The sequence below is a fragment of the Pectinatus frisingensis genome, from assembly GCF_014076555.1.
GTDB lineage: Bacteria > Bacillota > Negativicutes > Selenomonadales > Selenomonadaceae > Pectinatus > Pectinatus frisingensis.
On sequence record NZ_CP045424.1, the window covers coordinates 249,671 to 272,311 of the forward strand.

A 22,641-nucleotide genomic window follows, 5' to 3' on the forward strand; every position below is an offset into this window, starting at 1 on the left:
CCCTGTCCTTAATAGGTTTTTATTCTAAATAACGGCTGCCCGTATTCGACAAAATCACCGTCTTTTACAAGAATGTCAACTATTTCGCCTTCAACCTGTGCTTCAATTTCGGAAAAAAGTTTCATTGCTTCTAAAATGCAAACAATAGTATTAGGGTGAACTTTTGTGCCAATTTTCACGAAAGAAGGAATATCCGGTTCAGATGAACTGTAAAAAGTGCCTACCATTGGAGCCGTTATTTCTTCTGTTTTTTCTTGGGTATGTTCAATCAAAGCGGGAGAAATTGATTTGACTTTGTCAAAGGACTGTCCTGCTGCAATCGGGACACAGGAATTTTTTTCCAGGACGATTTCTCCGTCACTGTATTTTAATTTTAATCTATTTAAAGTTGAATGCTCCAATGCCTGCATTAAATCTTTTATTTCCGATAATTCCAACAAGATGGATTCCTCCTGTTAATTTTGTAATTTAGCATTTATGGCAATCTTTATATTTTCCATGAACTTTTCCATCTCAATAAACAACTGCTCACCCTCTTCGTTGCTTATCAACTTGAAATGGATGTGATCATTGGGTTTCATCTGTGCTATGCGGGCAACGTCAACAGCAATTGCCTGAGCAATGATCGGATAGCCGGCTACCGATTGATGGTCGGCCATTAGAATAATGGGCAGCCCCTGAGGCGGAACCTGAATGGTACCAAGCCCCACTGCTTCGGATATTATTTCCAGAGGATTTTCTGTTCGCAGGAGGTCACCTTTTAAACGATATCCCATACGATCGGCGTTGTTGGTGACAGTGTATTCAGATGAAAAAAAATTGTATTTTGATTGTTGATCAAAATATTTATAATGTATTCCGGCAGTCACACGTATAGGTTTGCGTAATATCTTGCCGGAGAGATGGGTCTTTCCTATATACCATTTGGCTTCAGCAAATGACTGTGCACCGCGGGAAAGCAGAGATGATAGCATTTGCCTTCCGAAAGAGTGCGGCGTGCCAGTATTGAGTAAATCATTTTTTTGCAGGGAACGGCCTTTAAAACCACCAAAATTGGCTCTTAGGTAAGTGCTCTTGCTGCCCATGACCGGGTTGACATCAAAGCCACCAGCTACGGCTAAATAAGCGCGGCAGCCTGTATGGCAGCTGTCGAATTTCATTATAGCCCCTGTCTTTACGGCAACGGGACGCATATATGGGACAGGCATGCCATCGATTATCGGGTTAAAGTTACCGCCGGTGACAGCAATCAAAGTGTCGGCAGTAAATTCTATAGTCGGACCTAAAAGTGTAATCTCCAGTGTCCCTTCATTTTCGTCATTACCGACAAGCATATTGGCAAGACGCATTGAGTAGGTATCCATGGCACCGGATATTAAAACGCCTATTTTTTGATAGCCGTAACGGCCGGCATCCTGTATGCTGGTCAATAAACCGGGTCGGATTATTTTCAGACTCATACTTTATCCTCCTTCAGCCGTTGGTATTCTTCTGGTGAAATAGGTACGAATTTTACTAAATCGCCGGAATGCAGCAGACTGGGACTGGATGCTTTCAGATCAAATAAATTAAGCGGAGTGCGGCCAATAAGCTGCCAGCCACCAGGTGTGCTTATTGGATAGCCACCAGTTTGTTTACCGGCAATACCAATACTGCCGGCAGGAATAACCAGCCGAGGTTCCTTGCGCCGCGGTGTGGCAATCCGCTCATCCATTCCACCGAGATAAGGAAATCCAGGACAAAACCCGATCATATAAACCAGATAAGTACTCTGGGAATGAATATTGATTACATCTGTACAACTTAAATTATTGTAGTTGGCAACAAATTCAATATCCGGGCCATATTCATCACCATAACATACAGGAATTTCCACTGTATGCGGCTTTGCCTGGGGCATCTTGACAGCTGCAGCTATATAATTTTTAATGAGCCCGGTTACAATAGTGAAAGCAGTTTTTTCTTTAGAGGTTACACAGTGGTTTTTTACTGTGAATGGATTATAAAAAACGGCAACACTGGTATAGGATATAGTATATTCACATAAACCGGGAAAAGGATGCTTATCTATGTAGTCAGATAAGTTTTTAACATTTTTGTGAATTTGCGGATTTATTTCATCGCCGAAAATAATAATAAGTCCGGTTTCACCAAGTGGTTTTATAGTATAGGCAAGTTTATCCAAAATTTTTCTCCTTAGTGAATATGTCTTAAATAAACGCTTTTATTGCTATACCGGCGGTTTTTAATGCTTTGTTTATTTTTTCAGCAAAAAGCAATGCTTTGGCGCTGTCACCGTGAATGCAGATCGTGTCAGCTTTTACATTCAGTTCTTGACCGTCGGCCGCAGTGACTTTTCCGTCCTTAACCATGTGCAGAACCTGCCGGATTGCTTTTTGTTCATCTGATAAAACCGCACCGGGTTGATTCCTCGGCATTAAGCTGCCATCTGCAAGATAGGTCCTATCAGCGAATACTTCACTGGCTGTTTTTAATCCGATTTTGTCACCGGCAGTAATGAGCTCACTGCCGGCAAGACCAAATAAAATAAGTGAATTGTCTACCGCAAAAACGGCTTGAGCGATGGCCTCTGCTAAAGATTTATCTTTAGCAGCCATGTTATAAAGTGCCCCATGTGGTTTTACGTGCTGCATGTGACCTCCGGTGGATTTTATAAATCCTTGTAGAGCGCCTATTTGATATACTGTGATGTCATATGCTTCTTGCGCGGATATTGCAATTTTGCGGCGGCCAAAACCGTTTAAATCCATTAACCCGGGATGCGCACCGATGGCGGTACTGTTTTTTATAGCAAGGGCAACTGTTTTGTGCATTACCCGTGGATCGCCGGCATGGAAGCCGCAGGCAATATTAGCTGAAGAAACGTATTTCAACACTTGGGAGTCATTACCAAGTGTATAAGCTCCGTAACTTTCACCAAGGTCACTGTTTAAGTCTATGGTTTGCATGAGAAATCAGACCTCCTTTTGCATAACTATAAAAATAAAATATTGTAATTATTAATGTAATAAAAACATGTAAACATGTATATTATATATTATTTTATCCGATTAACTCAAATCAGGATAAGCATGGCACTGTTTAATAAATATATTGGGGAACGTGGAAATACTGTAAAAACAGCAGTTAAGGAATAATTTAACGAAATTAGTCAGCTGAGAAATTGATTTATAAAAGTATGGATGCTCATGTAACCCATCAGAAGAACCACCAGTAATCCTGTTAAAGTCATCCATACGGGGTGCCTGTAATTTCCTACGATTTTTTTATTATAAGCACCTACTAAAATAGATGCCAATGCCAATGGAAGAATAAAGCCATTTATTGTTCCGACGATAATCAGCACTTTAACCGGCTGGCCGATAAGGATAAATACAAGTGTAGAAAAAATGATAAAGCCGATAATTATTTTGCTGTAATAAGCATCAATTTTTGCACTGAAAGATTTGAGAAAGGATACAGAGGTGTAGGCGCAGCCTATTACTGAAGTGGTGCCGGCAGACCAGATTACAATACCAAACAGCTTATAGCCAATATCTCCGGCGGCAGCCTGAAATACGGAAGCGGCAGGATTAGACGGATCAATGGCGTAGCCGTGTGTAATGACACCCAGTGCACCCAGAAATAAAACTATGCGCATGACACCTGTTATTAATATGCCGCTGACGGCACTGCGAGTCGCCTGCGGTACAAAATTTATCCCTTTTATTCCGGAATCAAGCAATCTGTGACCTCCGGCAAAGGTTATATAACCACCGACGCTGCCGCCGATTAAAGTTACCAAAGCCATTATGTCAATTTTATCAGGCATAAATGTCTTGACTACAGCATCGCCAACCGGTGGAAGAGCGGCAACGGCAACAAACAATGCCAGCAAGAGGCGAACAATACCAAAGGTACTGACAAATTTGTCCATAATATCTCCGATTTGTTTGAAGCAAAAAATCGATAATGCGATAATACCGCAAATGAAGGCGGCCGGTTTTATTGAAAGTCCGAACAAAACATTCAAACCCAACGCAGCACCGGCTATATTGCCGATATTAAAACATAGTCCGCCGATGATAATTAGGACAGAGATGAAATAACCAAGTCCGGGAAGAACAGCATTACCGATTTCCTGACCACGTTTACCGGAAGCAACGATGATACGCCAGACGTTTATTTGGACAATTATATCAATGATAACTGAAGCCAGAATTACAAAACCAAAACTGGCACCGGTTTTTTGTGTGAATACTGTTGTCTGCATGAGAAAACCGGGCCCAATGGCCGTTATCGCCATCAGAAATATTGCACCGATGTAAGAACGAAGTGTTGTTTTTACTTTGAACCGGTCGGCCTCTTTTTGAATTTTATTTTCGTCCATTGTATTTTCTCCTTTAAAAACTTTATTTTTATAAATAAAAAGCGCTTAAAGTAAAATAATATTACCTTAAGCGTCATTGCTATATATAAAATATAGCATCAAAGTGTTGTTTTGTAAATAGTAGTAAGGTTTATGAACAGTTCTTATGTATGAAAATATTTATAGAATATCTTGATGTGGGATATATCAGGATGACAGCTGATAATGGACTCTTGAAAGATAAATTTTTATTTGCTAAATGACGGATTATTTGTTATACTACCTTATAGATAGTGATAAAGATTATCATTATCTATAAGGTAACATTATTAAAAGGAGGATGGGTATGTCATTAATTAATAAAGAAATCAGTGATTTTTCAACTGATGCTTATATCGGTGATGCTTTTAAAACTATAAGTAAAAAAGATATTTTGGGAAAATGGGCTGTGTTTTTCTTTTATCCGGCTGATTTTACTTTTGTCTGTCCCACTGAACTTGAGGATTTGGCAAATTCTTACGAAGCTTTTAAAAAGATTGGCTGTGAAATTTATTCAGTTTCTTGTGATACTCACTTTGTGCATAAAGCATGGCATGATGCGTCCGATACTATAAAAAAGATAAGATTTCCGATGCTCGGTGATCCGACCGGAGCGATTGCTCGCGATTTTGATGTTTTGATCGAGGCGGCCGGTACGGCGGAACGGGGTTCATTTATTATTAACCCGCAGGGAAAAATAGTTGCCTATGAAGTTATCGAGGGAAGCGTTGGACGCAACGCAGCTGAATTGCTGCGTCGTGTTGAAGCGGCCCAGTTTGTGGCAGAACATGGCAGCGAAGTATGTCCGGCTAATTGGCATCCAGGTGCAAGAACGTTGAAACCGGGAATTGATCTGGTAGGAAAAATTTAATTCAAATACACCGATAATTATCGTAAAAGATGTACGGCAGAGTACCATTCGCTGCCGTACATTTTTTTGCAGTGCACCCGGATGGGGACAGTGTGGGGGTAAAAGGCCCGCGTACGGGTGGTATGAGTGGCAATAATTTTAACAGAAAATAAATATAATAATTGTTTCACTTAGTGAAAGTTTTAATTTGTTGAAAAACTTTTATTTTTATTAATCCTAATGTATACTTAATTCTATTAATAAATATAATAAATTGCCATAACAGATAAATTGAAAGCTGGTCCGGAGCATGATTGAAGATAGCGGCAAGTTTGATTTGAATGACGAATTGAAAACTCAGATAGAGACGATTTTAGATAATCATTGCCATGATTTTACCCAGATCGTCGGCATACTTTTGGATGTGCAGGAGCAAATTTCCCAGCATTATATTCCTAAGATAGCGGCTTTTTATATAGCTGATAAATTGCCGATTAAATTATCTGTCATTTATGATTGCATAACTTTTTATGATGCATTAAGTGATAAGCCGCGCGGACGTTATCCAATAGAGGTATGCGACAGTGTGGCTTGTAAAGTAAATGATAATGGATTTTTGCTGGAAACACTTAAGGAGCTTTTGGGGATTGATTTTGGTACGGTGACTTATGATGGAAGATTTACTATAGAAAAGGTATCTTGTTTTGGTGCCTGTGATCGGGCGCCGGCTGTGAAGATAAATAAGATTGTGTATGGGCCCTTGAAAACCAGGGAGCAGGTACGGGATTTATTGAAACAGTTTGTTTAAGCGAGGGATATCAATGGAAAATATTAAGTACATAACGGAAAATTTTGGTAAATACGATATTTCATCAATAGATTCTTATATGAGTATTGGTGGGTTTGAGGCACTGAGAAAAGCTGTTGCGATGGATGGTGATGCCGTTGCTGCTGTGTTGTCTGAAGCTAAGATAAAGGGGCGCGGCGGGGCTGAATATCCCATGGGAAGAAAGTGGTCCCAAGCGCGGGCTGTAAAACGGCCGCATCATTGCGTTGTCTGCAATGCCGATGAAGGGGAAACCTGCACATTTAAGGATCGGGAACTTATAAAAAATGATCCGTTCAATTTGATAGAAGCGATAATAATTGCTGGATGGACAGTGAATGCGGAAGATGCATACATTTATTTGCGGGCCGAATATGCTTATTTGCGGCCACGAATTATCAATGCAATACAACAGGCTGAAGAACATGGTTTTTTGGGAAAAAACATTTTGGATACAGGTTGGAGTTATAATATTCACTTATATAGCGGTGCCGGAGCTTATGTTTGCGGTGAAGGAACGGCATTGATACGCTCAATTGAAGGTAAAGCGGGCAGACCGAGAATGAAACCGCCCTTCATGAAGCAAAGCGGACTTTTTGCACGGCCAACTTGCATCAATAATGTGGAAAGTTTATCAATCGTACCACATCTTTTACGTAACGCATTGCCATATATGCAGGCGGGAACGAAAGAATCCGTTGGGACTAAACTCATTAGTGTGGGTGGTAATGTCAATAAACCGGGAGTATATGAAATACCTTTTGGGATAAGTATTCGTGATATAATTTATGACTTGGCAGGTGGGGTTCAGGAGGGACGCAATATACGGCTGGTCCAATTTGGCGGAGCGTCAGGGAAGATTTCTGATGACAGGATTCTTGATGTTCCGTATAGTTACGAATCATTTACGGCAAACAATTTGATAATTGGTTCAGGGTCTGTTTTAGTGATAGATGAGCGCACGAGTGTAATTGATTTTTTACGTTATACGCAGGATTTTTTTCTGCATGAAAGCTGCGGACAGTGTACACCCTGCCGCGAAGGCAACAGGCATATAAGAATATTTTTAGAAAAGATAAAGAATGGGATACATACTGATGAAGATATAAGAACGATGAAAACATTTGCCACAGTAATGCCGATGTCATCTCTGTGCGGATTGGGAGAAACGGCGCAAAATGCCTTGAAATCAGCATTTACTATTTTCCCTGAAGTTTTTACAGTGAAAAAATCAGCAGGGGGCATATGATAATGGAAGATATGATTAATTTAAAAATAAACGGTATGCCGGTAAGAGTACACAAGGGCACGAAGATACTTGAAGCAGCCCGGCTGCTGCATATTGATATTCCTCATTTATGTTATCATCCCGACCAACGGATCAAAGCACGCTGCCGCATTTGCTCAGTGGAAGTGGTTGGTAAAAAGCGCCTTCTGGCAGCTTGCGCAACAGAATGTTGGGAGGGCATGGAAGTATTTACGGACACGAAAGTAGTGCGTGATACACAAAGGGGAATTTTGCAGTTGATTATGGCTGATCATGAAGAAAACTGTCTGACCTGTCCACGCAATGGCAATTGTGTTTTACAGCAGCTGTGCAGTCGGTTTAATGTACTGCGTCCTAATTTGACACATGTTGCTGAACATCTGACGGTGCGAACTGGCAACCCCAGCCTTGTGCACGATCCGGAAAAATGTGTAAAATGCGGACGCTGTATACGTGTCTGTAAGGATGTTCAAGGGATAGAGGCAATCGGTTTTGCCGGGAGAAGTACGGGATTAAAGGTTACCACGCCGTATGAAGACGATTTTACTAAAACGGATTGTGTTTTGTGCGGACAATGTACAGTTGTCTGCCCTGTCGGTGCGTTAGTGGAAAGAGATGACACTGATAAGGTGCTGGATGCGATATTTGATCCTGCAAAAAAAGTTATTGTGCAGACGGCGCCGTCAGTTCGTGTAGCACTCGGAGATGCATTTGGCCTGCCCAATGGAAGCATAGTCACTAAAAAGATGGTGGCTGCATTGCGGATGATTGGCTTTGATAAAGTGTTCGATACAAACTATGGGGCTGATTTGACTATAACTGAGGAAGCATGTGAACTTATTGACAGATTGAAAAATAATAGAAAAATGCCAATGACAACATCGTGCTGTCCGGCATGGGTAAATTTTGTTGAAAAGCATTACCCAGGTGAAATTGAACATTTATCGAGTACCAAATCACCTATGTCGATTTTTTCTGCAGTATTGAAAACACAATATGCCAGGCAGGAGAAAATTGCGCCGGAAAATATTTTTTCAGTAGCAGTTATGCCGTGTATTGCTAAAAAATACGAGGCAAGGCGGCCGGAGCTGGGGAAAAATGGAAATTTTGATACAGATGCGGTTATAACGACTCGTGGTTTGATAAAATTAATAAAATATATAGGCATAGATTTTGTTAATTTACAAGAAGATGAATTTGATGATCCGATGGGGGAATCAACAGGAGCCGGTGCTATTTTCGGTACTACCGGTGGTGTTATGGAAGCTGCATTGCGCACAGCTTATGAATGGCTGACAGGACGGGAAATGCCGACGCTGGAGTATACTCCGGTACGTGGATTTGAAGGAATAAAAGAAGCCCAGGTGAAAATAGATAAATACAATTTGAAAATAGCGGTCGTACACACATTGAAAAACGCAGCATTGGTTATGAATAAACTGCAGGCCGGACAGTGTGATTATGATTTTATAGAAATAATGGCCTGTCCCGGTGGGTGTGTGGGAGGCGGCGGTCAGCCAGTCACCACGACTTTCGCTGCTACTAAGAAACGAATGAGCGCTTTATATGAAATTGACCGTAGCAGTAAACTACGCCGGTCACATGAAAATCCATATTTGAAAAAACTGTATGCTGAATTTTTGGTAAGCCCCGGCAGTGACAAGGCACATCAGCTTTTGCATACGTGCTATCAGGCAAGGACAAAAGAGTTTGATTTTTGAGGGCATTGTGCAGTAATATTTTGAAATAGCGATAAATGGGAGTAAACATTGTAGTAATCTGTATATATTTTTTCTGCCGCAGTGAGAGATAATATAGTAATTTTAAGAAAGAAGACGATTTTTTGTACAATCCCAAATCAGAACATGCTGATGATTTTATCAATGATGAAGAAATTATGGAAACTTTGGATTATGCAGAGAAAAATAAACATAATAGGGTGCTGATAGAAACAATTTTGGAAAAAGCACATAAAAATAAAGGTCTTTCCCATCGGGAAGCTTCAGTACTGCTGGCTTGTGATATACCTGAACTCAATCAGCAGATATTCAAACTGGCTAAGAGAATAAAAGAAGATTTTTATGGAGATCGTATTGTTTTATTTGCGCCGCTTTATTTGTCAAACTACTGTGTGAACGGTTGTGTATATTGTCCATATCATGCCAAAAACAAACATATCTGTCGACGCAAACTGACGCAAAAAGAAATAGAAGAAGAAGTAATCGCATTGCAGGATATGGGGCATAAAAGACTGGCAATCGAATGTGGTGAAGATCCGGTGAATAATCCAATCGAGTATATATTGGACAGTATTAATACCATATATAATATAAAACATAAGAATGGTGCCATTCGCCGAGTTAATGTAAATATCGCAGCGACTACTGTGGAAGAGTACCATATGCTTAAAGAAGCGGAAATAGGAACATATATACTTTTCCAAGAAACATATCATAAGAAAAATTATGAAAAGCTGCATCCGACCGGACCAAAACACAATTATGATTATCATACTGAAGCAATGGATCGGGCGATGCAGGGTGGTATAGACGATGTCGGCTGCGGTGTGTTGTTTGGACTATCAACATACAGATATGAATTCGCCGGTTTGCTGATGCATGCCGAACATTTGGAAGCACGCTTTGGTGTAGGACCGCATACAATAAGCGTACCACGCATCAGAAAAGCTGATGATATTGATCCGGCTGCATTTGATAACGGAATATCAGATGATACTTTTGCCAAAATAGTAGCCTGTATCAGGATAGCTGTGCCTTATACCGGTATGATAGTTTCAACCAGAGAAAACCAACAATGTCGTGAAAAGGTGCTTGATCTTGGTATTTCACAGATAAGCGGTGGTTCGAGAACAAGTGTAGGCGGCTACGCAGAAGAGGAAAAGGCAGAGGATAATTCTAAACAGTTTGATGTCAGTGACAACCGCTCTTTAGACGAAGTTGTTGACTGGCTCATGCAGCTTGATTATGTACCTAGCTTTTGTACGGCATGTTATCGTGCCGGTCGGGTTGGTGACAGGTTTATGAGCATCTGCAAAAGCGAACAGATTTTAAATTGCTGTCTGCCTAATGCTTTGTTGACACTTAAGGAATATCTGTGCGATTATGCGTCACCGGCGACTAAGAACTTGGGATTAAAAGTTATCGCCAAACAAATAAACAATATTGGCAGTGACAGTGTCCGCAATAAAGTTGCAGGTGAATTGCAGCTTATCGAGAATGGGGCAAGAGATTTTCGTTTTTAAAAGGAGATTTTTATGGACTTGAATGCTGTACCTTCGGCAAACCGTACACATATTGCTTTTTTTGGCGTGAGAAATGCCGGCAAGTCGAGTGTTATGAATGCTGTCACCAATCAAAATATAGCTATAGTTTCTGAGGTGAAAGGAACAACGACTGATCCGGTGTATAAAGCAATGGAACTTTTACCACTCGGTCCGGTGACGATTATTGATACACCGGGAATTGATGACAGGGGAACACTTGGCAGGCTGCGTGTGGAAAAAACGAAACAAGTGCTGCATAAAACCGATATAGCGGTGCTGGTCGTAAATGCTGTGGATCCTTTAACGACGGCTGACAGGGATATGCTGGAATTGTTTAAGGCACAGCGGATACCTTATATTATAGCATATAATAAAAGTGATTTAGGGACACCTATTAAAACCATTGATTTACAACATGGTGTACTTATTAGTGCTAAAAACAATGACGGCATATTCGAATTAAAGGAACGGTTGGCGCATTTAATTCGATGTGATAATGGAAAAACACTGCTTAAGGATATAGTGGCTGCCGGTGACACAGTTATTTTAGTGATACCGATTGATAAGGCAGCACCTAAGGGACGGCTGATACTGCCGCAGCAGCAGACCATAAGGGAATTGCTGGATATTGGAGCCACAGCAGTCATGACACAGGACAGTCAATTGAGTAAAGTAATAGCAGGACTCAGTAAAAAACCGAAAATGGTAATTACCGATAGTCAGGCTTTTGCAAATGTTGCAAGGCAGACACCGGATGATGTATCGTTGACATCATTTTCTATTTTATTTTCCCGTTATAAGGGAAATCTGCTGGCGCAGATGCAGGCCGTAAAATTACTTGATGAATTGCAGGATGATGATAAAATATTGATTTCGGAAGGCTGTACACACCATCGTCAGTGTGATGATATTGGTACGGTTAAATTGCCACATTGGATAAAAAAATATAGCGGAAAAACACCACAGTTTATTTTTTCCAGCGGTACGCAGTTTCCTCAAGATCTAACATCATATAAACTAATAATACATTGCGGTGGCTGCATGCTTAATGAAAAAGAAATGCAGTATCGTTTGAAATGTGCCGGGCAGCAGAATATATCCATGACTAATTACGGTACAGCCATAGCGTATATGAATGGAATATTGAAGCGTTCAGTACAGATTTTTGCTGATGTCGATAAAAAATATAATATTTTTTGCTGATTTTTATAAGATAATAGTAAAAACAATACGCCGGCGGGAAGTTTAATAATTTCCCGCCGGCGTATTGTTTTATTTAAGACGAATATGAATATATTTTAAGAATTATTGCCAATCAATGATTGCCTGATCCAGCGGTTTGCGTTGTCCTTTGGAAACAATTTTAGGATAACCGACAGAGACGACAGCCATCAATTCATACCCGGCTGGTACATTTAAAAGAATTTTTATTTCTTCTTCGTTTTTTAATATTTCACCGATCCAGCAAGTCCCCAGACCCAGATCATTGGCTGTCAGCAGCATATTCTGCAAAGCGGCACCAATAGCCTGCACGTGTTTTATATATAACTTGGGAATTGTGATGTTAGTCATGATACTGGCGTGATCAAGAAAAACAGCAATCAAGCAGGGAGCCGTTTTTATCCAGTTTTGATATATTGATAGGGAAGCGATTTTATCCAGTAATTTTTTATTTTCCATAATCACAGAAAATTTCCAAGGCTGGAGGTTGTTACCGGAAGGAGCCCAGATTGCCGCATTTAATATTGTTTTGATGGTTTCGGAACTGACTGCTTTAGGTTCATAGGATCTAATGCTCCTGCGGTTCAATATATTATCGGATAAAGTTGTCATGAAGACACTCCTTTGTATTAATGATATCTGATGTATTGCCATTAGTTTTATTTATGAGTTCGGTATAGTGCTTTACCTTATGCTGCATGAATTTGACTCGTTTTTTAGCATCTTCAAGCTGCTTTTGAGCCAGATGGGTGTATTCTAAAATAATTTTATATCGCGGCAGCAGGGAGTCAGTTCCCTCCAGATACAAATCAACATAGTGTTTGATGACTTTTATTGGCATACCGCAGTCTTTAAGATACTTTACCCTGATTAACCATTCAATAGATTCTTCATTAAACAGACGGGTGTTGTTTTTATTACGTTGTATATTCGGTACGAGACCTTTATCAGTATAGAATCTAATGGTATAAGGAGTCAAATGGGTTTTTTGTGATACTTCTTTAATAGTATACATAATTCTCCTTAAAAATGCTTGACTTCGTGTTGCTCGAATGTTCTAAAATGAGCGTATCATAAAAAGGAGGTATTGTAAAGACATAGCGGTTATTGAAAAATCAATCATAAAGGGGTGACTTTGTGGCATTATAGCATTTAAAGAGTATTTTATATATCAAGATATTGTAAACAAAATGGGATATTATTAGTTTTATAATGGGGAAATACAGTTATACGAACTTAGACAACGGAAAATCATGGAATGAATGTTGTAAAAAGGAAAGCAGGAATGTGACATGGAGAAACAAAAATCAGCGTTGATTGTCGGGGCATCGCGCGGGCTGGGACTGGCAATAGCAAAAGAACTTTTAGAACGCGGCTGGCAGGTGACTGGGACGGTGCGCAGCAAAAGCGGTGCGGGATTGCAGGCGTTAATCGGGCAATATAAAAAACGGCTTGAAATTAAATATCTTGATATTACTGTACCAGAACAGATAGCGGCTATCAAAGATAATATCATTGATGAACAGTTTGATGTTCTTTTTGTAAGTGCAGGTATTACAAATGAGCGTTATGAAACCATGGGTGAAGTGTCTGCAGAGAAATTTATCAAGATTATGATAACCAATGTTTTATGTGTGATGCGGACAGTAGAGCAACTCAGCGGAAAAGTCCGACCGGGCGGAACTATAGGGGTTATGTCATCAGGACAGGGCAGTATTGGTAACAATGAGACAGGTGAATTTGAAGTATATCGGGCTAGTAAAGCGGCATTAAATATGGCAATGCGCAGTTTTGCCACCCGCCGGGGCGAAGATTATGCACTGCTACTGCTGGCTCCTGGCTGGGTAAAAACTGATATGGGAGGAACCTGTGCAACATTTACCATTGATGAGGTAATCACCGATATTGTTGATACGATAGTTGTGCAGGAAGGCAGACGCGGTTTACGTTATCTTGACCGATTTGACAAGACAATAAGGTGGTAAAGCTTGGAAATCACATACGTATGATTAGAGTATTTTTATGAGATTTTTTGAATACGGCAGAAATATTGCAATGTGTAGATAAAAAATATTTTTGCCTGTGCCGGCAGATATAGCAGCAGATACGGTTTATGAATATGTAGGAGAGTTGTGAAAAACGGTCCTGTATGATAATAGGCCACATGCAGAAAGATATTATGTAAAATATCATAAAAATGTTACAATGTTGTCACATTTTCCAATAGCAGCAGTGCTATAATCTTTTTATAGATAGTAAGCAAATATTTACAGAAAGAGTGAGGAAAATGTTCAAGACAAAGATAAAAAAATTAGCAGCGTTCGTGCTTATTTCGTTCATGTCAGTAGGCTTACTGGGAACTACCCTGGCGGAGGCCCATCCTCATGAATGGCCGCCGCATCGTCATGAAGAACCGCGGCGCGATCCGCCGCCCCAAAATAATGAAGGTCATTCTACTGGTGAAGTGACAACGGCTGCCATAGTCGGTGCGGTGGTCGGTGCTATAATAGCTAAAAATACTTGATTTTGATGGTTATGGATAATATTAATATGCCGGATGATATGTTTGCAGAATTTGCAAATATATCATCTGGCATATTTTGTTAAAATCATTGACTATATTGCGCTTTTCATAAGACGGCAGTTAATATATAATATTTATTTTACGATATGTTTACCGCCGATAAAGTATTTTTGCCAATAAGTGTTATCAAGGCGGTCAATGCGTACCCCTTTACTGGTTGAGGCGTGGATGAACTGTCCGTCACCAAGATATATGCCACAGTGGCTGACTTCCTTGGTATCAGTAGAGAAAAATACCAGGTCTCCGGCTTGCAGCTGGTTGACAGGCAGCTTTCTGCCTATTTCGTATTGGGCATCGGCAGTCCGGGGAATTATAAAATTATTTTGTTTAAAGACATACTGTAGGTAGCCGGAACAGTCGAACCCTTTGGGTGTGGCACCACCGTATATATATGGAACGCCTATATATTTTTTAGCGGTTGAGATTATGGCGGCTGCCTTATTACCGGGTAAAAATGGAGCTGTTTCAGTAACTTGCTGGTTTCGTATAGTCGCTATGGCACTTTCTTCCGACTGTGGAATTTGAGAATTTTTGGCCGGTCGGCCGGTGGCTGGTTTTCTCACTGGAATACCTGCAACAAGTGGCGATGTCGGTCTAGGTGCAGAAGTAACAGCCGGGACGCCGGTGGATGGACTGGTCCCATTTAAAGACCACCAGGTCTGGTGGTCGACAATGCCGGTAGCAGGCAAATGATTATCGGTTTGAAAGGCCTTGATTGCAGTTTGGGTGGTTTCATCAAAAATACCGGTTACGTTGACGGTATAATTATGTTTTTGCAGTAATTGCTGTAAAAGCCGTACATCATGTCCTTCGGCATGAAGTTTTAAGATAGGAGCTGCCGATACAATATTGGCAGTGGAAGAGAAAAGAGAAACTGCAATAAAAATGCCGGCGATAAGATTGATTGATTTACTCATGGCAGAAAACCTCGCTTAATCAGTTATGCAATATGTGCTGTAAACCTTGATTTAAGAGGACGACAACATGATTATCATCAAGTGAGTACCAAGCTTCTTTGCCCTCCCGACGAAATTTCACCAGTCGGGCACTGCGTAGGAGACGCAACTGATGAGAGATGGCCGATTGGCCCATTTGCAGTGTTGCAGCTATATCACAGACACACATTTCATCATTGGATAAGATGGTCAGTATTTTTATGCGGGTAGGATCTCCCAGCAGCTTAAAAGTTTCGGATAAGCGTACGGTGGTGGCATTATCCAAAAGATGTAATTTTGATTTATTTACCATGTCTTGATGTACGTGGTAAATATCGCACATATCACAGTCTTTGTTAGTTTGTTCGTTTGACATGGTTACGCCCCATTATTGAAAAATTACTATATTTGAATATAGTATAACAGAATTTTTCAATGGCGACAAAATAAAATTTATAAAATATGCTTGACAATATTACAACAAGATAGTAGAATAAGTTCCAAAATTAATATTCGCCTTAAATAAACCACTGATGCGGAGATAAAAATATATCGTGCACTTACAGAGAGCTGTTGTTGCTGAGAGATGGCAGGACGCAGAGTATTAAATGGACCGCAGAGGGCATAGTCAAAGATAAAGAAATTTATTGAGTATTCTATGACGCAGCACATGCGTTATTTGTGAGGAATATGTTGGTATTCTGCATGAGAGGGAAAATTCTTTCCAAGCAAGGTGGCACCGCGAGTAAATACATACTCGTCCTTGACAAAATAATTTGTCTTTGGGCGGGTATTTTTTTATTGTTTTTATTTTGAGGAGATGTTTGCTGATGATTGATTATCGACCTGGTTTAGCAGAATTGCAGGCGGCTGCCCGGGCTGGTTCATATGATATTATGCCGGTCAGCCGGGAATTGTTTGCCGATATTAAAACTCCGATAGCGGTGCTTCAGGCAATGAAAAATGTCAGTGACTGCTGTTTTTTGCTGGAGAGCGTGGAAAGCGGTGAAAAATGGGGGCGTTATTCATTTTTGGGCTTTGATCCCTCTATGGAAATAAAGTGCAAAAATCATCAAATGAGTATTAAAAAAGGTATTAATGAACAGCGGTTTCACACTGATGACCCAGCGGGGGAAATACGCAAGATACTGCATAATTATAAAAGCCCGCATTTTCCCTTTCTACCACCGCTGACCGGTGGCCTTATCGGCTATTTTGCCTATGAATATATACGCTATAGCGAAAAAAAGCTTGATTTTACTGATAAAAGGCAGGATTTGAATGATGTTGATCTGATGTTGTTTGATAAAATTATAGCTTTTGACAATCTGCGGCAGAAGATATTTTTGATCGTCAATATTCGTACTGATGATATCGAGGCAAATTATGAAAAAGCTGAGCGGCAGCTTGATAAATTGGCTGATTTGGTAGAAAATGGTCAACCGTATAAAGGGAAAGCAGGTAGATTGACTACAGGATTTACCAGTGAAATGTCAGCCGCGGAGTATGAAAAATTGGTCGGGAAAATTAAAGTATATATAAAAGAAGGCGATATTTTTCAGGCGGTCCCGTCCAATTGCCGTATGGCCGGATTCAGCGGTAGTTTATTGAATGCTTACAGGGTATTGCGCACGACTAATCCGTCACCATATATGTTTTATTTGAGCGGACGGCAGATAGAATTGACCGGAGCATCACCGGAAACGTTGGTCAAGTTGAAAGACGGACGACTGGCTACTTTTCCGATAGCTGGAACAATGCCGCGAGGAAAAGATAAGGCAGAGGATGCAGCGTTGGAAAAAAAGCTGTGCGTAGATGAAAAGGAACTGGCCGAGCACAATATGCTGGTCGACCTTGGCAGAAATGATTTGGGGAAAATAAGTGAATTTGGTTCGGTAAAAGTAAGCAATTTCCATAAAATTGAAAGATTTTCCCATGTGATGCATATAACTTCCACTGTCACGGGGAAAATACGTTCGGATAAGGATGCGCTTGATGCTATTGCGGCAACATTGCCGGCAGGGACATTATCAGGGGCGCCTAAAGTCAGAGCCGTGCAGATATTGCATGAAACAGAAAAAAGTGTGCGTGGCATTTATGGCGGTGCTGTTGGCTATATAGATTTTACCGGTAATATGGATGTGTGTATCGGTATACGAATGGCAGCAGCTTATGATGGTAAGGTTTATGTCCGCTCTGGCGGTGGGGTGGTATTTGACAGTGTACCTGAGACAGAATACACAGAAACGCTCAATAAAGCCAGAGCGATGATTGAAGCAATTGAGAAAGCACAGGAGGTGTGTGAATAATGTTATTGCTAATTGATAATTATGACAGCTTTTCTTATAACCTTTATCAGCTGCTCGGTGAAATTGGTGCTGATATTAAGGTTATACGCAATGATGAATTAAGCTTGGATGAGATAAAAAAAATGGCGCCACAGCAGATAGTTTTGTCTCCAGGACCGGGTCGCCCGGCTAATGCGGGTATATGCGAAGCCGTGGTACGCACGTTGGGAAAGTATATACCAATACTGGGGGTATGTCTTGGTCATCAGGCAATTGGAGAAACATTTAAGGCGAAGATAGGTTATGCAAAAAAGATTATGCACGGTAAAAAAAGCATGGTTACGATTACCGATGATATGCCGATATTTAACGGACTGCCACAGCAATTTGAGGCAGCACGTTATCATTCGCTGGCTGTTGAGAAAGATACTATGCCTGAAGAATTGATAGTGACGGCACAGACGGATGATGGTGAAGTGATGGCAATGCGGCATCGGCAGTATCCAATATTTGGTCTGCAGTTCCATCCTGAATCAATTCTTACTTTTAACGGAAAACGTATTTTGGAAAATTTTTTACAGACAGGCGGTGCAGTGTAATGATAAAAGAAGCTATATATGAAGTGGTAAACGGCAATGATCTTGATTATAAAACGGCTAATGATGCCATGCTGGAAATAATGGAAGGCAAGGCAACAAATGCGCAAATCGGCGGTTTTTTGACGTCACTGCGGTTAAAGGGAGAAACTGTTGATGAAATTGCTGCCTGTGCAGCAGCAATGCGGGCAAAATGTCATCCCGTTAAGCATAGTGCAGCCGATGTATTGGAAATAGTCGGTACGGGCGGTGATGAAGCCAATACATTTAATATTTCCACTACAGCGTCTTTTGTCATTGCAGCTGACGGGGTCACTGTGGCCAAGCACGGTAATCGCAGTGTATCGAGCAAATGTGGTGCGGCTGATTGTCTGGAATCATTGGGAGCGCGGATTGAACTTAATGCCGTGCAGAATGAAAAGATGCTGGACACAATAGGAATATGCTTTATGTATGCACCGGTTTATCATGCATCGATGAAATATGCAGCGCCAGTACGGAAGGAATTGGGAGTAAGGACGATATTTAATATTTTAGGACCGCTGAGTAATCCGGCGGCGGCTAATATCCAGCTTATGGGAGTATACGATGCAGCTCTCGTACATCCGATGGCTGAAGTATTGGACAAATTGGGTGTAAAAAGGGGAGCAGTTGTGTATGGTGGCGGGCTTGATGAAATAACTGCCTGTGGCAAGACCATGGTGTGTGAGGTTGATAATGGCAAATTTTCCGATTATCAGATAGATCCGGCCGAATATGGGATAGCGTATGCTGCCCGCGATGCATTGGTCGGTGGTGTCGGAGTCGAAAATGCCAGGATAAGCCGGACTGTACTGCAAGGGGAAAAGGGCGCTAAGCGTGACACCGTATTGCTCAATGCAGGAATGTCGTTATATCTTGCCGGGCGGGTTAATGATATAGCTGCTGGTGTGAAGAGAGCTGCTGACATAATAAATAGTGGCGCTGCTTATCGCAAAATGCAGCAGTTCATAAAAAATACTAATGAGGTGTGATGTTTGATGATTTTGCAAGAGATAGCCGCTAAAACGCGATTGAGAGTGGAAAAATGCAAAATACAAAAACCATTAGAAGAAATTAAAGCAGAAGTGCTTAGCAAAAAAAATACACGGCCGTTTCTTTTTGAACAGGTATTAAGCAGTGATGATTTATCATTCATTTGTGAAGTAAAGAAAGCGTCGCCTTCCAAAGGTATAATATCCCGTGATTTTCCCTATTTGCAAATTGCCGTCGATTATGAAAAAGCGGGTGCAGCAGCTGTATCGGTACTGACGGAACCAGAATTTTTTATGGGTAGTGACAATTATTTACGGGAAATTGCGGCAGCAGTTGATATTCCGGTACTGCGCAAGGATTTTACTATTGATGAATATCAAATTTATGAAGCGGCACTGCTGGGCGCCGGTGCAGTGCTGCTGATTTGTGCTTTACTTTCTTTAGAACAGCTGCAGCATTTTCGCAAAACAGCAGATATGCTGGGGCTTTCTTGTCTGGTAGAAGCGCATGATGCTGTTGAAGTGGATAAAGCGCTGGCAGCGGGAGCACGGGTTATTGGTGTCAATAATCGTGATCTGCGTGATTTTAGTGTAGATATAAATAATAGTATAAAGCTGCGCCATAAAGTGCCGGACAACATTATTTTTATATCAGAAAGCGGTATAAAAACAGCTGAAGATATTGAACACCTGCGTAAAAATAACGTGCAGGCAGCTTTGATCGGTGAGACTTTAATGCGCAGTCAAGATAAGGTAAAAGAACTGACCCGGTTATATGGCGCTGTAAAAATGCCTCGTGTTAAATTTTGCGGGATAACACGTATGGAAGATGCAGATATTTTAAATATGGTGCAGCCGGATTATGCCGGTTTTATATTTGCCCCCAGTAAAAGACGGATAACACTGTCCTTGGCTCAGTCAATAAAAAAAAGGCTTGCATTGTCAATTGATACGGTGGGAGTTTTTGTCAATGAAGTACCCAAAGCTATAGTTGATATAGCACATGCGCTGACACTTGATGTCATACAGCTGCATGGGGATGAGACGGAGGAGGATATCAAGCAGATAAAGCAGGCCTCTGGTTGCGACGTTTGGAAAGCTGTTCGGGTGAAAAACAGCGGAGATATTGAAAAATGGCGGAATTCATCAGCTGATATGCTGTTGTTTGATACCTTTTGCGATAAGCTGGCCGGAGGAACCGGCAGAAGTTTCGATTGGTCGGTACTTAGGGGATTAAAAAGGCCGTTTGTTTTGTCAGGAGGACTGAGGAGCACCAATATCGTGCGGGCAATAAGAGGCGTTGATCCATGGGGAGTGGATATAAACAGCGGCGCAGAGGTAGATGATATTAAGGACAGTGCAAAGATCAAAGAAATAATGACGATTATAAGGAGACTGAAATAAATGGGAACAAAAGGAAGATTTGGCATCCATGGCGGCCAGTATATACCGGAAACCCTGATGAATGCTGTAATAGAATTGGAAGAAACTTATAAAAAATATAAAAACGATCCGGCGTTTATAGAGGAATTGGATGATCTTTTGAAAACTTATGCCGGCCGACCATCACTGTTATACTATGCTGAGCGCATGACAAAGGATCTTGGTGGTGCACAAATTTACCTTAAACGTGAAGATCTCAATCATACAGGTTCGCATAAAATAAATAACGCGCTGGGACAAATACTGCTGGCAAAAAAAATGGGCAAAAGAAGAGTTATTGCCGAAACCGGAGCCGGACAACATGGTGTAGCTACAGCTACGGCGGCAGCTTTTATGGGGATGGAATGCGAGATATTCATGGGCAAAGAAGATACTGACCGCCAGCGGCTTAACGTTTACCGGATGGAGCTTTTGGGAGCTAAAGTCCATGCGGTGACAAGCGGTACGCAGACACTTAAGGACGCTGTCAATGAAACAATGAGGGAATGGACCAGGCGCATTGATGATACTCATTATGTGCTGGGGTCGGTAATGGGGCCGCATCCTTTTCCGACTATTGTAAGAGATTTTCAAAGTGTGATAAGTAAAGAAGCCAGGCAGCAGATATTAGAAGCGGCAGGACGTCTGCCGGATGTGGTTATGGCTTGTGTAGGCGGCGGCAGCAATGCCATGGGAATGTTTTATAATTTTATCAACGATAAAAGTGTACGGCTTATCGGCTGTGAGGCTGCCGGCCGGGGCATAGAAACCGGAAAACATGCCGCAACACTGACAACAGGGACTGAAGGTATTTTCCATGGAATGAAATCATATTTTTGTCAGGATAAATATGGACAGATAGCACCGGTTTATTCCATTTCGGCAGGACTTGATTATCCGGGCATAGGACCGGAACATGCCTACCTGCACGATACCGGACGTGCTGAATATGTTGCGGTGACTGATGATGAAGCCGTAGAGGCTTTTGAGTATCTGTCACAGGTTGAGGGAATAATTCCGGCAATTGAGAGCGCTCACGCCGTAGCTCATGCAATCAAGCTGGCGCCGCAGCTTGACAAAGATAAAATAGTCATTATTTGTTTGTCGGGGCGCGGGGATAAAGATGTGGCGGCAATAGCACGTTATAGGGGGATCGATATACATGACTAAAATACAAGATGCATTCAAAAATAAAAAAGCATTTATTGCGTTTATAACGGCAGGAGATCCTGATTTGGCAACGACAGAAAAATTGATTGCAGCAATGGCACAAAATGGTGCCGACCTTATAGAAGTGGGAATTCCTTTCTCTGACCCGGTGGCGGAAGGTCCGGTTATACAGCAGGCCAGCAAACGTTCTTTGGATAATGGAACAACAACAGATGGCATTTTTGCCATGCTGAAAACCGTGCGTCAGCGGGTCGATACGCCTATGGCATTTATGACATATGCTAATTTACTATTTGCTTATGGCAAGGAAAAATTTTTTGCCAGATGTAGTGAAGTAAATGTGAGTGCAGTAATAATTCCTGACATTCCATATGAAGAAAAGGATGAATTTTTTGAGTATGCCAATAAAGAAGGAGTAGAGGTGATTTCGCTGATAGCACCTACTTCTGCACAAAGGGTCGGGATGATTGCGAGGAAAGCGCAGGGATTTATTTATCTGGTTTCATCGTTGGGTGTTACCGGAGTAAGAAGTGAAATTACGACTAATCTTGATGATATTGTAAAAATTATCAGGGAAAATACAAATCTGCCAATCGGTATTGGTTTTGGTATTTCTACACCTGACCAGGCGCAAAAAGCAGCTGCAACAGCCGATGCTGCCATTGTTGGCAGTGCAATTGTCAAACTTGTTGCCAAGTACGGTAAGGATGCACCAGGACCGGTCGGGGAATATGTAAGGAAGATGAAAGAAGCAGTAGTGAAAGCGGCACGATAGCTG

23 protein-coding genes are annotated in these 22,641 nt (G+C 41.3%); 14 read left to right on the forward strand and 9 right to left on the reverse strand.

Annotated features, from left to right (window positions below):
• Positions 1-8: 8 nt before the first annotated feature.
• The 5 genes from accB to F8M42_RS01190 all read right to left on the reverse strand — a co-directional run bounded on the left by accB (position 9) and on the right by F8M42_RS01190 (position 4,390).
• Positions 9-440, reverse strand: coding sequence for an acetyl-CoA carboxylase biotin carboxyl carrier protein (accB, locus tag F8M42_RS01170; protein ID WP_229711390.1), 432 nt, complete (start codon positions 438-440; stop codon positions 9-11).
• A gap of 15 nt (positions 441-455) precedes the next feature.
• The gene (locus tag F8M42_RS01175) at positions 456-1,460 is read right to left on the reverse strand and encodes a 5-oxoprolinase subunit C family protein (protein WP_182187599.1); all 1,005 of its coding nucleotides are present in this window, start codon (positions 1,458-1,460) and stop codon (positions 456-458) included.
• A complete protein-coding gene (pxpB, locus tag F8M42_RS01180) occupies positions 1,457-2,185 on the reverse strand; it encodes a 5-oxoprolinase subunit PxpB (RefSeq protein ID WP_229711391.1) in 729 nt (242 codons plus the stop codon). Before pxpB ends, F8M42_RS01175 begins: the two co-directional genes overlap by 4 nt.
• 25 nt (positions 2,186-2,210) lie before the next feature.
• The gene (locus F8M42_RS01185) at positions 2,211-2,969 is read right to left on the reverse strand and encodes a LamB/YcsF family protein (RefSeq protein WP_182187600.1); all 759 of its coding nucleotides are present in this window, start codon (positions 2,967-2,969) and stop codon (positions 2,211-2,213) included.
• A 203-nt stretch (positions 2,970-3,172) separates the two neighbouring features.
• The gene (locus F8M42_RS01190; RefSeq protein ID WP_182187601.1) at positions 3,173-4,390 is read right to left on the reverse strand and encodes an NRAMP family divalent metal transporter; all 1,218 of its coding nucleotides are present in this window, start codon (positions 4,388-4,390) and stop codon (positions 3,173-3,175) included.
• Positions 4,391-4,715: 325 nt separating this feature from the next.
• On the opposite strand from F8M42_RS01190, the gene ahpC reads away from it, so the two are divergent.
• From ahpC to hydF, 6 genes are all read left to right on the forward strand, one after another.
• Positions 4,716-5,279 (forward strand): alkyl hydroperoxide reductase subunit C, encoded by a 564-nt coding sequence (gene ahpC, locus F8M42_RS01195; protein ID WP_182187602.1) that lies wholly within the window; start codon positions 4,716-4,718, stop codon positions 5,277-5,279.
• A 289-nt stretch (positions 5,280-5,568) separates the two neighbouring features.
• Complete coding sequence (locus F8M42_RS01200; RefSeq protein WP_182187603.1) at positions 5,569-6,066, forward strand: NADH-quinone oxidoreductase subunit NuoE family protein; 498 nt, start codon at positions 5,569-5,571, stop codon at positions 6,064-6,066.
• 13 nt (positions 6,067-6,079) lie between these two features.
• Positions 6,080-7,333 carry a complex I 51 kDa subunit family protein gene (locus F8M42_RS01205; protein ID WP_182187604.1) on the forward strand — a complete coding sequence of 418 codons (1,254 nt, stop codon included), beginning with the start codon at positions 6,080-6,082 and terminating at the stop codon, positions 7,331-7,333.
• A gap of 2 nt (positions 7,334-7,335) precedes the next feature.
• A complete protein-coding gene (locus F8M42_RS01210; protein ID WP_182187605.1) occupies positions 7,336-9,072 on the forward strand; it encodes an NADH-dependent [FeFe] hydrogenase, group A6 in 1,737 nt (578 codons plus the stop codon).
• Between the two features lie 122 nt (positions 9,073-9,194).
• The gene (hydG, locus tag F8M42_RS01215) at positions 9,195-10,613 is read left to right on the forward strand and encodes a [FeFe] hydrogenase H-cluster radical SAM maturase HydG (protein WP_182187606.1); all 1,419 of its coding nucleotides are present in this window, start codon (positions 9,195-9,197) and stop codon (positions 10,611-10,613) included.
• 12 nt (positions 10,614-10,625) lie between these two features.
• Positions 10,626-11,837: a [FeFe] hydrogenase H-cluster maturation GTPase HydF gene (gene hydF, locus F8M42_RS01220; RefSeq protein WP_182187607.1), complete on the forward strand. Its 1,212-nt coding sequence runs from the start codon at positions 10,626-10,628 to the stop codon at positions 11,835-11,837.
• Between the two features lie 102 nt (positions 11,838-11,939).
• On the opposite strand, the gene F8M42_RS01225 is transcribed toward hydF, so the two are convergent.
• Positions 11,940-12,467 (reverse strand): nitroreductase family protein, encoded by a 528-nt coding sequence (locus tag F8M42_RS01225; protein WP_182187608.1) that lies wholly within the window; start codon positions 12,465-12,467, stop codon positions 11,940-11,942.
• Positions 12,448-12,870 carry a MerR family transcriptional regulator gene (locus tag F8M42_RS01230; RefSeq protein WP_182187609.1) on the reverse strand — a complete coding sequence of 141 codons (423 nt, stop codon included), beginning with the start codon at positions 12,868-12,870 and terminating at the stop codon, positions 12,448-12,450. The genes F8M42_RS01225 and F8M42_RS01230 overlap by 20 nt, the downstream gene beginning before the upstream one ends.
• 277 nt (positions 12,871-13,147) lie before the next feature.
• Here F8M42_RS01230 and F8M42_RS01235 point away from each other — a divergent pair, with 277 nt between their 5' ends.
• Positions 13,148-13,840: an SDR family NAD(P)-dependent oxidoreductase gene (locus F8M42_RS01235; protein ID WP_182187610.1), complete on the forward strand. Its 693-nt coding sequence runs from the start codon at positions 13,148-13,150 to the stop codon at positions 13,838-13,840.
• Between the two features lie 302 nt (positions 13,841-14,142).
• A complete protein-coding gene (locus F8M42_RS01240) occupies positions 14,143-14,379 on the forward strand; it encodes a hypothetical protein (RefSeq protein ID WP_182187611.1) in 237 nt (78 codons plus the stop codon).
• Positions 14,380-14,513: 134 nt separating this feature from the next.
• On the opposite strand, the gene F8M42_RS01245 is transcribed toward F8M42_RS01240, so the two are convergent.
• The gene (locus tag F8M42_RS01245; RefSeq protein WP_182187612.1) at positions 14,514-15,356 is read right to left on the reverse strand and encodes a C40 family peptidase; all 843 of its coding nucleotides are present in this window, start codon (positions 15,354-15,356) and stop codon (positions 14,514-14,516) included.
• Between the two features lie 19 nt (positions 15,357-15,375).
• Positions 15,376-15,687, reverse strand: a complete 312-nt coding sequence (locus F8M42_RS01250) for an ArsR/SmtB family transcription factor (RefSeq protein ID WP_407672861.1) — start codon at positions 15,685-15,687, stop codon at positions 15,376-15,378.
• Between the two features lie 517 nt (positions 15,688-16,204).
• Between F8M42_RS01250 and F8M42_RS01255 the strand changes: the two genes are divergently transcribed.
• Genes F8M42_RS01255 through trpA form a run of 6 tightly spaced genes read left to right on the forward strand, consistent with a single transcriptional unit; the run spans position 16,205 to position 22,638 of the window.
• Positions 16,205-17,683, forward strand: coding sequence for an anthranilate synthase component I family protein (locus tag F8M42_RS01255; RefSeq protein WP_182187614.1), 1,479 nt, complete (start codon positions 16,205-16,207; stop codon positions 17,681-17,683).
• Positions 17,683-18,261, forward strand: coding sequence for an anthranilate synthase component II (locus tag F8M42_RS01260; protein ID WP_182187615.1), 579 nt, complete (start codon positions 17,683-17,685; stop codon positions 18,259-18,261). Before F8M42_RS01255 ends, F8M42_RS01260 begins: the two co-directional genes overlap by 1 nt.
• Positions 18,261-19,271 carry an anthranilate phosphoribosyltransferase gene (gene trpD / locus F8M42_RS01265; protein ID WP_182187616.1) on the forward strand — a complete coding sequence of 337 codons (1,011 nt, stop codon included), beginning with the start codon at positions 18,261-18,263 and terminating at the stop codon, positions 19,269-19,271. The genes F8M42_RS01260 and trpD overlap by 1 nt, the downstream gene beginning before the upstream one ends.
• Before the next feature lie 6 nt (positions 19,272-19,277).
• On the forward strand, positions 19,278-20,675 hold the full coding sequence (gene trpCF / locus F8M42_RS01270) for a bifunctional indole-3-glycerol-phosphate synthase TrpC/phosphoribosylanthranilate isomerase TrpF (protein ID WP_182188579.1): 1,398 nt from the start codon (positions 19,278-19,280) through the stop codon (positions 20,673-20,675).
• Positions 20,676-21,863 carry a tryptophan synthase subunit beta gene (trpB, locus tag F8M42_RS01275; RefSeq protein WP_182187617.1) on the forward strand — a complete coding sequence of 396 codons (1,188 nt, stop codon included), beginning with the start codon at positions 20,676-20,678 and terminating at the stop codon, positions 21,861-21,863.
• Complete coding sequence (gene trpA, locus F8M42_RS01280) at positions 21,856-22,638, forward strand: tryptophan synthase subunit alpha (RefSeq protein ID WP_182187618.1); 783 nt, start codon at positions 21,856-21,858, stop codon at positions 22,636-22,638. Before trpB ends, trpA begins: the two co-directional genes overlap by 8 nt.
• Positions 22,639-22,641 lie beyond the last annotated feature (3 nt).

Coding starts and splice junctions, on each gene's coding strand:
- F8M42_RS01255 (WP_182187614.1), top strand. CDS start 16,205: ATGATTGATTATCGACCTGGTTTAGCAGAATTGCAGGCGGCTGCCCGG.
- F8M42_RS01200 (WP_182187603.1), top strand. CDS start 5,569: ATGATTGAAGATAGCGGCAAGTTTGATTTGAATGACGAATTGAAAACT.
- trpCF (WP_182188579.1), top strand. CDS start 19,278: ATGATTTTGCAAGAGATAGCCGCTAAAACGCGATTGAGAGTGGAAAAA.
- F8M42_RS01175 (WP_182187599.1), bottom strand. CDS start 1,460: ATGAGTCTGAAAATAATCCGACCCGGTTTATTGACCAGCATACAGGAT.
- F8M42_RS01245 (WP_182187612.1), bottom strand. CDS start 15,356: ATGAGTAAATCAATCAATCTTATCGCCGGCATTTTTATTGCAGTTTCT.
- F8M42_RS01260 (WP_182187615.1), top strand. CDS start 17,683: ATGTTATTGCTAATTGATAATTATGACAGCTTTTCTTATAACCTTTAT.
- F8M42_RS01240 (WP_182187611.1), top strand. CDS start 14,143: ATGTTCAAGACAAAGATAAAAAAATTAGCAGCGTTCGTGCTTATTTCG.
- F8M42_RS01230 (WP_182187609.1), bottom strand. CDS start 12,870: ATGTATACTATTAAAGAAGTATCACAAAAAACCCATTTGACTCCTTAT.
- F8M42_RS01190 (WP_182187601.1), bottom strand. CDS start 4,390: ATGGACGAAAATAAAATTCAAAAAGAGGCCGACCGGTTCAAAGTAAAA.
- trpA (WP_182187618.1), top strand. CDS start 21,856: ATGACTAAAATACAAGATGCATTCAAAAATAAAAAAGCATTTATTGCG.
- F8M42_RS01250 (WP_407672861.1), bottom strand. CDS start 15,687: ATGGTAAATAAATCAAAATTACATCTTTTGGATAATGCCACCACCGTA.
- F8M42_RS01235 (WP_182187610.1), top strand. CDS start 13,148: ATGGAGAAACAAAAATCAGCGTTGATTGTCGGGGCATCGCGCGGGCTG.
- F8M42_RS01225 (WP_182187608.1), bottom strand. CDS start 12,467: ATGACAACTTTATCCGATAATATATTGAACCGCAGGAGCATTAGATCC.
- F8M42_RS01210 (WP_182187605.1), top strand. CDS start 7,336: ATGGAAGATATGATTAATTTAAAAATAAACGGTATGCCGGTAAGAGTA.
- trpB (WP_182187617.1), top strand. CDS start 20,676: ATGGGAACAAAAGGAAGATTTGGCATCCATGGCGGCCAGTATATACCG.
- trpD (WP_182187616.1), top strand. CDS start 18,261: ATGATAAAAGAAGCTATATATGAAGTGGTAAACGGCAATGATCTTGAT.
- F8M42_RS01185 (WP_182187600.1), bottom strand. CDS start 2,969: ATGCAAACCATAGACTTAAACAGTGACCTTGGTGAAAGTTACGGAGCT.
- F8M42_RS01205 (WP_182187604.1), top strand. CDS start 6,080: ATGGAAAATATTAAGTACATAACGGAAAATTTTGGTAAATACGATATT.
- ahpC (WP_182187602.1), top strand. CDS start 4,716: ATGTCATTAATTAATAAAGAAATCAGTGATTTTTCAACTGATGCTTAT.
- hydF (WP_182187607.1), top strand. CDS start 10,626: ATGGACTTGAATGCTGTACCTTCGGCAAACCGTACACATATTGCTTTT.